This window comes from Amycolatopsis sp. NPDC045836, assembly GCF_056431745.1.
Genome location: NZ_JBWKKF010000024.1, coordinates 1 through 10,454 on the forward strand (window position 1 = coordinate 1; position 10,454 = coordinate 10,454).

Annotated in this window: 7 protein-coding genes; 2 read left to right on the forward strand and 5 right to left on the reverse strand. The window is 72.1% G+C overall.

The genetic code is table 11. The annotated features are described in order from the left end of the window. Nucleotides 1-56: 56 nt before the first annotated feature. The 4 genes from AC07EG_RS33285 to AC07EG_RS33300 form a co-directional block, all read right to left on the reverse strand. Nucleotides 57-650 (reverse strand): DUF4291 domain-containing protein, encoded by a 594-nt coding sequence (locus AC07EG_RS33285; RefSeq protein WP_478257211.1) that lies wholly within the window; start codon nt 648-650, stop codon nt 57-59. Nucleotides 651-959: 309 nt separating this feature from the next. Further along, nucleotides 960-4,727, reverse strand: coding sequence for an ABC transporter ATP-binding protein (locus AC07EG_RS33290; RefSeq protein WP_478257212.1), 3,768 nt, complete (start codon nt 4,725-4,727; stop codon nt 960-962). A gap of 88 nt (nt 4,728-4,815) precedes the next feature. Continuing rightward, nucleotides 4,816-5,700 (reverse strand): ABC transporter permease, encoded by an 885-nt coding sequence (locus tag AC07EG_RS33295; RefSeq protein WP_478257213.1) that lies wholly within the window; start codon nt 5,698-5,700, stop codon nt 4,816-4,818. Continuing rightward, the gene (locus AC07EG_RS33300) at nt 5,700-6,692 is read right to left on the reverse strand and encodes an ABC transporter ATP-binding protein (RefSeq protein ID WP_478257214.1); all 993 of its coding nucleotides are present in this window, start codon (nt 6,690-6,692) and stop codon (nt 5,700-5,702) included. Before AC07EG_RS33300 ends, AC07EG_RS33295 begins: the two co-directional genes overlap by 1 nt. A gap of 397 nt (nt 6,693-7,089) precedes the next feature. Here AC07EG_RS33300 and AC07EG_RS33305 point away from each other — a divergent pair, with 397 nt between their 5' ends. Beyond that, on the forward strand, nt 7,090-8,574 hold the full coding sequence (locus AC07EG_RS33305) for an MFS transporter (RefSeq protein WP_478257215.1): 1,485 nt from the start codon (nt 7,090-7,092) through the stop codon (nt 8,572-8,574). Next, complete coding sequence (locus tag AC07EG_RS33310) at nt 8,571-9,278, forward strand: TetR/AcrR family transcriptional regulator (protein WP_478257216.1); 708 nt, start codon at nt 8,571-8,573, stop codon at nt 9,276-9,278. Before AC07EG_RS33305 ends, AC07EG_RS33310 begins: the two co-directional genes overlap by 4 nt. A gap of 4 nt (nt 9,279-9,282) precedes the next feature. Here the strand turns inward: AC07EG_RS33310 and ald are convergent, their stop codons facing one another. Then, entirely contained in the window at nt 9,283-10,395 is a 1,113-nt protein-coding gene (gene ald, locus AC07EG_RS33315) for an alanine dehydrogenase (protein WP_478257217.1), read from the reverse strand. Nucleotides 10,396-10,454 lie beyond the last annotated feature (59 nt).

Below are 10,454 nucleotides of genomic sequence, written 5' to 3' on the forward strand. Positions count from 1 at the left end.
GCTCCACTTCTACAATCACCACCGACCCCACTCATCCACCGAAGGCCAGCCACCCATCACCCGCCTGACCAACCTCCCTGGACATCACACCTAGGCTGGTAGGGACGCTCGTCGGGGAGCAGCGCCCTGGCCAGTTCCTCGTCCCGGCTCTCCACGAGTTCGCCGATGCGCCGCATGGTCGCGGTCACGTCGGTGATGCCGGTGATCCACTCGTCGAGGTAGCGGTCGACGGCTTCACCCTTCAGTCCTATTTGGATGGAACGGTGGGGCAGCGGCTGGTGGCGCAGCCCGCGCTCCGGGTCCCACTGGATGCGCACGGGGGCGGTCCTGAGGCTCCTGGCCCACTGCTCGTGGTCCTCGTTGTCGTCGGGGTGGCTCATGGCGGCGTGGCGAAGGGCCCAGGCGAAGCCCTCGCGGGTGATGTCGATCGCCAGCACGCGCTCCTGCCCGGGTTTGCTCGCCCAGCCGCAGCGGTAGGCCATCCAGAGAAAGGACGGTTTGATCCAGGTCATGCGCCCGCGCTTGAACGGGGGCACGAAGGTACCGGCGGCGAGCGCCGGTTCCGCGATGGCGGGGGAGTACGCCTGGTAGACGCGAATCGTGGTCTCGGTGTACGAGGCGCGGATCTGGCGGTACGGAATGTCCTGCATGTCCGTGATGGTGACAGCGAGGGGTGCCTCGAGCACCCGCTTTTCGGTGTTGGCGGCTGCCGAGTGAGCGACCGTGGTGCGGCAGGGGCTGACGCGCGCGGCGGTCGGCCGGGGCGGTTCGGGAGCGGTGGTGCGGCTGGTGGATGACTGGTTTTGCGAACGTGGGGTCAGGTGCGGCGGGCGTGAGGGTCGGCTGCGGGAGCGCGGTTCGGGTGCGTGGGGATGGGGTTCGGCGGCTGGAGCGGGCGGACGGGCGGTGGTGCGGCTGGGTTGTGAAGGTGGGGGTCGGGTGCGGCGGGCGTGAGGGGGTCAGGTGCTCAGGTGCCACAGGTGGGCGTAGGCGCCCCGAGCGGCCAGCAGGGCGGAATGCGTGTCGAGTTCCACGATGCGGCCGTGGGCCAGGACGGCGATCCGGTCGGCTCGGGCGGCGGTGGCGAGGCGGTGCGCGACGACGAACGTGGTGCGCCGGTGGGTGATCTGCTCCGTCGCCTGCAGGACGGTGGCTTCGGTGGACGGGTCCAGGGCGGCGGTGGCCTCGTCCAGCAGGAGGATGTCCGGGTCCACCAGTTCCGCGCGCGCCAGTGCGACCAGTTGCCGTTGCCCCGCGGACAGCGAGCGGCCCCGTTCCCCGACCGGCTGGCGGAAGCCGTGCGGCAGGGCGGCGACGCCCTCCAGCGCACCGACGGCACGCACGGCGGCTTCCACTTCGGCGTCCGTGGCGGCGGGGCGGCCGTAGCGCACGTTGTCCGCCACGGTGCCCGAGAACAGGTGCGCCTCCTGCGGCACCACGCCCATCCGCCCCCGCAACGCGGCCAGGTCGTACTCCCGCACGTCCACCCCGTCGATGCGCACCACCCCGTCCGTCACGTCGTAGAACCGCGCCACCAGCTTCACCGCGGTCGACTTGCCCGCCCCGGTGGCACCGACCAGCGCGATGGTCTCGCCCGGCCGGACGTCCAGCGAAACCCCGGACAGGGCCTTGGTCTCCGTGCCCGCGTAGGCGAAGTCGACGGAATCGAAGGTCACCTCGCCACGCAGGCGCGCGGGGACCGGACGCGGGTTCTCCGCCGGCGGCACGGAACTCGGCGTGCGCAGCAGGTCGCCGATGCGCCGCAGGCCCACCTTCGCCTGCTGGTAACCGTCGAACACCGAGGAGAGCTGCTGGATCGGCGAGAAGAACTGCCCCAGGTACAGCAGGAACGCCAGCAGCACCCCGGCCGACAGCGTGCCTTCGGCCACCCGGTTCGCGCCCGCCACCAGCACCACGGCTTCCGCGATCCCGGAAAGCATGGTCACCAGCGGGAAGTAGGTGGCGATGTAGCGTTGCGCGCGCAGCCGGGAACGGCGGTAGGCGTCGCTCTTGGAGGCGAACGACTCCGCCGAGCGCTCCTCGCGGGTGTACGCCTGCGCGACCCGGATCCCGGTCACGTTCTCCTGCATGTCGGCGTTGACCACGCTGACCCGCTCGCGTGCCTCGGTGTACGCCGCCGAAGCCAGCCGCCGGAAGACCACCGTGGCCACCACCAGCACCGGCAGCACCGCCAGCGCGTACAGCGCCAGCGAGACGTCGATCACCAGCAGCGCCACCGAGATGCCGACCAGGGTGAACGCGCTGACCACCGCGGTGGCCAGCCCGGTCTGCAGGAACGTGGACAACGCGTCCACGTCGGTGGTCATCCGGGTCATGATCTTCCCGGACAGCTCCCGCTCGTAGTAGTCCAGCCCGAGCCGCTGCAGGTGCGCGTAACTGCGCACGCGCAGCGCGTACAGCACGGTCTCGCCGCTGCGGGCGGTCAGCCGGGTCTGCGCGGCGATCACCAGCCAGTTCAGCGCGATCACCAGCGCGCCGATGGCCGCCACCACCCAGATCGCGGTGACCGAACCGGCGAGCACGCCCCGGTCGACGCCCTGCTGGTACAGCGCGGGCAGCGCGATGCTCGCCCCGGCGTCCGCCGCCACCAGCGCGACCACCCCGGCCAGCAGCCAGCGCACCGGCCGCAGCATCCGGGCCAGCCGGAACCGCGGATCCGGCGCGGTCGCGTCCATGCCCCGCAACGCGGGCTCGTCGCGGAGGGGCGGCAGCTTCCGCACGCCCTCCAGCAACTCCTCGGTCGGCGGCAGGTCGAGCGAACCGCTGCCGCGGGGACCGCTCAGCGCCCGCGGGCTCGGCGTGCCGGTGCGCTGCTCGGCGGCTTCGGCCCGCCGCGCGACCTCGTCCTCGTGCTCGTCTTCCGGCCAGAGCTCCGGGGTGACGCCGTCGGCGTTGGGCCGCAGCGGCGTGCAGTGGTGCACCGACTCGACGCTCTCGTCGGGCCCGGCCACCAGTTCGCGGAACAGCCGGCAGCGTTCTTCCAGTTCCGCCGCCGTGCCGACGTCGACCACCCGGCCCGCGTCCAGCACGGCGATCCGGTCGGCCAGCGCCAGCGTCGACCGCCGGTGCGCGACCAGCAGCGTGGTGCGCTCGGCGGTGACCGCGCGCAGCGTCTGGTAGATCGCCGCCTCGGTGGCCGTGTCCACCGCGGACGTGGCGTCGTCCAGCAGCAGCACCCGGGGATCGGTGAGCAGCGCGCGGGCCAGGCCCAGCCGCTGGCGCTGCCCGCCGGACAGCGTGAGGCCGCGCTCGCCGACGACCGTCTCGTAGCCCTCCGGCAGGGCCTCGATGAACTCGTGCGCCTCGGCCGCCTTCGCCGCCGCGACGACCTCCTCGTCACTCGCGTCCGGTTTGCCGTAGGCGATGTTGTCCCGGACCGATGTGGAGAAGAGGAACGCCTCCTCGAACACCACGCCGATGGCCTGCCGCAGCTCGGTCAGCCGGAGGTCGCGCACGTCGTCCTGTCCGATGTGGACGGATCCGCCGTGCACGTCGTAGAACCGCGGCAGCAGCAGCGAGATGGTCGACTTGCCGGAGCCGGCGGTGCCGACCAGCGCCAGCGTCTCGCCCGGCCTGGCGTGCAGCGACAAGCCGTCGAGCACCGGTTCGGTGCGGGTGTAGCCGAACCGGACGTCGTCGAACCGGATGCCCAGCGGGCCGGGCGGCAGCGGCCGGGCGTCCGGCTTCTCGGTCACCTCGGGCTGGGCGTCGATCAGCTCGTACACCCGTTCCGCGCCGGCACGGGTGAGCTGCGCCTGCACGATCAGGCTGGAGAGCATGCGGGCCGGGCCGGTCAGCGCGGCCACGTAGGTGGCGAAGGCGAGGAAGGTGCCGAGGCTGACCTGGCCGTCGAGCGCCAGCATGCCGCCGACGCCCAGCACCGCGACCTGGCCGGCGGCGGGCAGCGCGGCGGTGGTGGCGGCGGGGAAGGAGGTGAGCCGGGCGGCGCGCAACCGCTCGCCGAACAGCTTCCGCGCGGTGCGTTCGAGCCGGGCGACCTCCCTGGCCTCCTGGCCGAAGCCCTTGACCACGCGCACGCCGGTGACCGTCTCCTCGACGTGCTGCGCGAGGTCGGCGGCGCGCTGCTGGGCGGACCACGTCGCCGGGAACAACCGCTTGCGGCTCACCGCCACCACGATCGCCACCCCGGGCGCGACCACCAGCGCGATCACCGTGAGCAGCGGCGACATCCACAGCATCGCGCCGAGCGCGAGCAGCGCGAAGATCACCGAACCGGCGGACAGCGGCACCTGCATCAGGATGCTGACCACCAATTGCAGGTCGGTGATCGCCCGCGAGGCGATCTGGCCGGTGCGCAGGGAATCCTGCTTGCCACCGTCGAGTCGGGACACCGCGCCGAACACCGCCTGGCGCAGGTCGTGCTGCACGTCGAGGGCGAGCCGCCCGCCGACGTACCGGCGCAGGAAGGCGGTGCCGAAGGTGAGCACCTGCAAGCCGATCAGCAGCCCGGCGAGCAGGCCGAGCTGGGCGGTCCGCCCGGCCACCGCGTCGTCCACCGCGGCACGCACCACCAGCGGCCCGACCGCCTGCAGCCCGACGCCGAACACGGCCGCGCACAGGGACAGCACGACCAGCACGCGGTGGCGCCAGCAGGCCGCGGCGAGCCGGCGGATCCAGCCGGGCCTGGCCGCTTCGGGGGGTTCGGGCGGGGCCTCGGTGCGAGGCCGGGGTGGGGCAGTGGTCACGATCGCCAAGGCTAGGCGCGATCACCGACAATTGCCGCGCAGCGCAGTTCCCCTCCCCCCGCGCCTCGGCGGAGCCGAGGCCGAGGACTCAAGTGATGTCCCGGCGTTGGTTCACCAGCCAGCCGCCGACGAAGAAGATGGCGGTCCAGGCGGCGAAGATCAGGGCCGAGGCCCACCACGAGAAGGTGCCGGGGGCACCCGCGGCGAACTGCAGCGCCCACTGGAGTTCGTCGTCGAGGCCGGGCAGGGTGACGCCCGCCGCACCGAACGCCTCCGCGCCGATCGCGCCGACGATGCCGTTGACCGTGCCGTTCGGCAGCACCCCGCCCAGCCAGGTCACGTCCAGCCAGCCGAAGGCGATGATGACCAGCAGGTTCTCCACGACCAGCAGGTAGATCACCAGGGTGATGACGCTGCCCACCACGCTGTTCCACACCGCGCCGACGCCGATGCCGAACAGGGTGGCCAGCACGGTCGCCAGGATGCCCGCGCCCAGCACGCCGAGGAACTGCGGGGCGCTCGGCATCAGCGCGCTGTCCACGGTCAGCGCCGTGCCCAGCGACGCCGCGCCGACCAGCACCACGCCGTACAGCACGCCCCAGACCACGTAGGTGATCATCTTCGCGCTCAGCGCCATGCCGCGGTTCGGCGCGGTGAGGAAGGTGGTCGAAATGGTCTTCTTCGAGTATTCACCCGCCAGCGCGAACACCCCGAAGATCACCGGGAACAGCGTGCCGACGTTGATGCCGTGCGCCATCGCCAGCAGGCCGACCGGCCACTCGCCGGGGTTGATGCCGAGCATGCTGGTCAGCTCGCGGGTGTCGGAGCTGCCGAGGAAGTCGGCGAAGTCGTTGGTGGTGAAGCCCCAGCCGAGCGAGAAGACGAAGGCGAACAGCACCGCCGGGATCAGCAGGCCCCACCAGCTCTTGGTGGACAGCGTCTTCCGGAACTCCGCTTTGATCAGCCTGCCCATCAGCGCTGACCTCCCCACTGCTGCTGCTGTTGGTACTGCTGGTGCTGCTGTGGTGGTGGCCCCCAGCCGGGTGGCGGTTGCCGGGCGCTGAACTGGCCCGCGGTCAGCTGGAAGAACAGCTTCTCCAGGTCCGCGGTCTCCTCGCGCAGCCCGTAGATCGGCACGCCCTGCTGCAACGCCAGGTCGCCGACCTGGCGGGCGGTGGCACCCGCCACGGTGAGCCAGCCGTCCGGCATCGGCTGCACGTCGGCGGCCCCGGCCTCCTTCAGCGCGGTGCCCAGCTTGGCGCTGTCACCGGGCAGCACCACCACCCGGGCCTGCTGCGAACCGCGGAGCTGGTCCACCCGCCCGTGGTACATCGTCTGCCCGCGGCTGATGATGACCACCTGGTCGATGGTCTGCTCCACCTCGGCCAGCAGGTGGCTGGACACCAGCACGGTGCGCCCGCCACCGGCGTAGGAGCGCAGGAAGGTGCGCAGCCAGGCGATGCCCTCGGGGTCCAGCCCGTTCGCCGGTTCGTCGAGCACCAGCACCTGCGGGTCGCCGAGCAGGGCGGTGGCCAGCGCCAGCCGCTGGCGCATGCCGAGCGAGAAGTCGCCCGCCTTCCGGTGCGCCGCCGAGCTGAGCCCGACCAGGCCGAGCACCTCGTCGGCCCGCCGGTCCGGCACGCCGATCGCGGCGGCGTAGACCAGCAGGTGGTTGCGCGCGGTGCGCTTGGGGTGGAAGCCCTCGTTCTCCAGCACCGAGCCGACCACCCTGGCCGGATTGCCCAGCTGGTCGTGCGGGCGCCCGTTGATGGTCGCGGTCCCGGCGGTCGGCTTGACCAGGCCCAGCAGCATGCGCAGGGTGGTGGTCTTGCCGGCGCCGTTGGGGCCGAGGAACCCGGTCACCGAACCCGGCTCCACCACGAAGCTCAGGTTCTGCACCGCGGTCACCGGCCCGAACTGCTTGGTGAGGTTCTGCACCACGATGCGGCCACTGCCGTCGTGCATTTCTCCCCCGATCGTCGGCTTGCTGTGGGTGGCATCCTGCCCTACGCGGGCCCTCGTAGCGCGATCTCCGTCACTTTTGTCACTGCCTCGCTCGGTCACTTCCCGGGGTACTCGGGGCGAAACCGCAGGTCGGCGCACCGGCACCGGGTCTTCCACCGGATTCGCTTGCTCCCGGTGGACAACCAATCTCCGCGACTTGCCGACCCCGGGGGGCGAAGCCCGGCGATAGTGCCTACACTGTGCATTGGCGGCCCGCTCCCAGTGACCCCCAGGCTGGTTGAGCGGGCCGCCGCTTTCATGTCCACCCCCTTCTTCCGCTCATCGCGAACCCGGTGGCGCACGCCCTCACAGTCTCGTACGGTGTAAGGGACTCGTACGCTGTAAGGGGGATTCCGGCATGACCCAGCTCTCGCCCGCCGGGCACCCGCGCAGGTGGGCCATCCTGTCCGTGCTCTGCCTCGCGCTGCTCGTGGTGCTGCTGGACAACACCGTGCTCAACGTGGCCATCCCGGCCATCACCGATTCGCTCGGCGCCACCACCGCCGAGGTGCAGTGGGTGCTCAACGCCTACTCGCTGGTGCTGGCCGGGCTGCTGCTCACCACCGGTTCGTTCGCCGATCGCTTCGGCCGCAAGCGGGCGCTGCTGATCGGCCTGGTGCTGTTCACCGGCGGTTCCGCGGTCGCCGCGCTGGCGCAGACGCCGCTGCAGTTGATCCTGGCGCGCGGCGGCATGGGCATCGGGGCGGCGCTGCTGATGCCGGCCACGCTGGCCGTGCTGGTGCAGATCTTCGACGAGCGGGAGCGGCCGAAGGCGATCGCCGCCTGGTCCGCGGTGTCGTCGCTGGGGTTCGCGCTGGGGCCGGTGATCGGGGGCGGCCTGCTGGAGCGGTTCTGGTGGGGCTCGGTGTTCGTGCTCAACCTGCCGGTCGGCGCGCTCGCGATCACGGCCATCGCGTTGCTGGTGCCGGAGTCGAAGGCGCCGTCGAGCCGCCGCCTCGACCTGCCGGGGGTGCTGCTGTCGGTGGTGATGAGCGTGGGCGTGGTCTACGGCATCATCTCGGTGCCCGAGCACGGCTGGGGCTCGGGCCGGGTGCTGGTGCCGCTGGCCGCCGGGCTGGTCGCCGCCGCGGCGTTCGCCGCCTGGGAACGCCGGACCGCCGAGCCGATGCTCGACCTCGCGCTGTTCCGGAACCCGCGGTTCACCGGTGCGGTCGCCAGCAACGCGCTGGTCGCCTTCGCCATGGGCGGTTCGCTGTTCCTGTTCACCCAGTACCTGCAGTTCGTGCTGGGGTACTCACCGCTGGAAGCCGGGTTCCGGGTGATGCCGCTGGCGATCAGCGTGCTGGTGGTGACCCCGGCCAGCCCGAAGCTCAGCGCCCGCATCGGCGTCCCGGCGACCATCACCGCCGGGTTGACCGTGCTCGGCGGCGGCCTGTTCGCGCTCAGCTTCGCCGCCACCGACAGCGGGTACGGGCCGACGCTGCTCGGCCTGGTGCTGGTCGGCGCCGGGGTCGGCATCGCCATGCCCACCTCGGCGAACGCGCTGATGGGCGCGATCCCCCGGGAGCGCGCCGGGATCGCCTCCGGGCTGACCTCCACGCTGCAGGAGTTCGGCACCTCGCTGGGGGTGGCGATCCTCGGCAGCCTGGTGGCCGCGCGGTTCGCCGCCGAACTGCCGCCGTTCCTGCCGGACGGGGTGGAGCGGTCGGTCGGCCTGGCGTTGCGGGCAGCCGGTTCGCCCGAAGCGGTGCACCAGGTGCGGGACGCCTTCGTCGACGGGATCTCGCTGAGCTTGCTGTGCGGGGCGGTGGCCGCGGTGGCGGCGGGCGCGCTCGCCTGGGTGCTCCTGCGCCGGGAAGGCGCCGATAGGGTGACCGCGTGACCGGAGAGGGACCGTGGCTCGACAGCATCTGGCTGACCGAACGCCGGGCCACCACCTCCCGGCAACCGGGCCTGACCCGCGAGCAGATCGTGCGCGTGGCCGTCGAGGTGCTCGACGGCCACGGGCTGGCGGCGTTGTCCATGCGCAAGCTCGCCGCCCAGCTCGGCGTGGCCCCGATGTCGCTCTACTGGCACGTGCCGACGAAGGACGCCCTGCTGGAACTCGCGCTGGACGCGGTGTTCGGGGAGATCGAGCTGCCGCCGGAGGACGACGACTGGGCCGACCGGCTGCGGTCGATCGCCAAGGGGGTGCGCGCGGTCGTGCACGCGCACCCCTGGATCAGCGCGGTGGTCGGCGTGATGCTCAACGCCGGGCCGGAGGCGATGCGCGTGTACGACGCGTTCGTCGGCGCCCTCGAGGATTCACCGCTGCCGCGCGAGCAGATCGTCTCCGCGGCGGGGGCGCTCAACAACTACGTCTACGGCTTCACCCTCAACGAGGTGAAGTGGACCCAGAGCCTCGGGCCGGACGGGCCGAGCCTCGACGAGATGAACGCCGCCGTCGCGGAGCGGTTCACCGCGGTGTACGGCGACCGGTTCCCGCGGGTCCTCCGGTACCTCGGGCTCACCGAGGGCACCGATCCGGACGCGCTGTTCGAGTACGGCCTGGACCGGATGCTCCTCGGCATCGCCGCGGAGGCGTGAGCCCTCAGACGACCTGCGAAAGCGGGGTGTGGGCGAGGCCGTGCGCGACGGCGACCGGCTCGTTCGTCAGCTGCCCGGCGTGGGTGTTGAGGCCCTTCGCCAGGCTGGCGTCGGCCCGCAGCGCGGCCTGCCAGCCGCGGTCGGCCAGCGCCACCGCGTACGGCAGGGTCACGTTGGTCAGCCCGTAGGTCGAGGTCCGGGGCACGGCGCCCGGCATGTTCGCCACGCAGTAGAAGACCGACTCGTGCACCTGGTAGGTCGGCTCGTCGTGGGTGGTGGGGCGCGAATCGGCGAAGCAGCCGCCCTGGTCGATCGCGATGTCGACGAGCACGCTGCCCGGCTTCATCCGCGAGACCAGTTCGTTGGAGACCAGCTTCGGCGCCTTGGCCCCGGGCACCAGGACCGCGCCGATCACCAGGTCGGCCGCCAGCACGGCCTGTTCGACGGAGAAGGCGTTCGAGGTGACCGTGCGGATGCGGCCGCCGAAGTCGTTGTCGATCTGCCGCAGCCGGTCGACGTTGGTGTCCAGGATCTCGACGTCCGCGCCGAGGCCCAGCGCGACGCGGGCGGCGTTCAGCCCGGCCACCCCGCCGCCGATGACCACCACGCGCGCCGGGTGCACGCCGGGGATGCCGCCGGGCAGCACGCCCCGGCCACCGCTCGGCTTCATCATCGCGTAGGCGCCGACCTGCGGGGCCAGCCGTCCGGCGACCTCCGACATGGGCGCCAGCAGCGGCAGCGCGCCGTTCGGCAGCTGCACGGTCTCGTAGGCGACGGCGGTGGTCCCGGCCTTCAGCAGCGCCTCGGTCAGCGGCTGGTCGGCGGCGAGGTGCAGGTAGGTGAACAGCACCTGGTCGGCGCGCAGGCGGGCGTACTCCTCGGCGATCGGCTCCTTGACCTTGAGCACGAGCTCGCCCTCGGCCCAGGTGTCGTCGGCGGTGGCGACGATCTTCGCGCCGGCCGCCAGGTACTCGTCGTCGGTGATCGCCGAGCCGAGCCCGGCGTCGGCCTCGACGAAGACGTCGTGACCGCGGCGGGTCAGCTCGTGCACCCCGGCCGGGGTGAGGGCGACCCGGTACTCGTGGGTCTTGATCTCACGGGGGACGGCGATCCGCACGGCTGCCTCCTCGGGCGGTGGTCTGGGAAGTGCTCTTGTTCACGGTGATGCACTCGGAC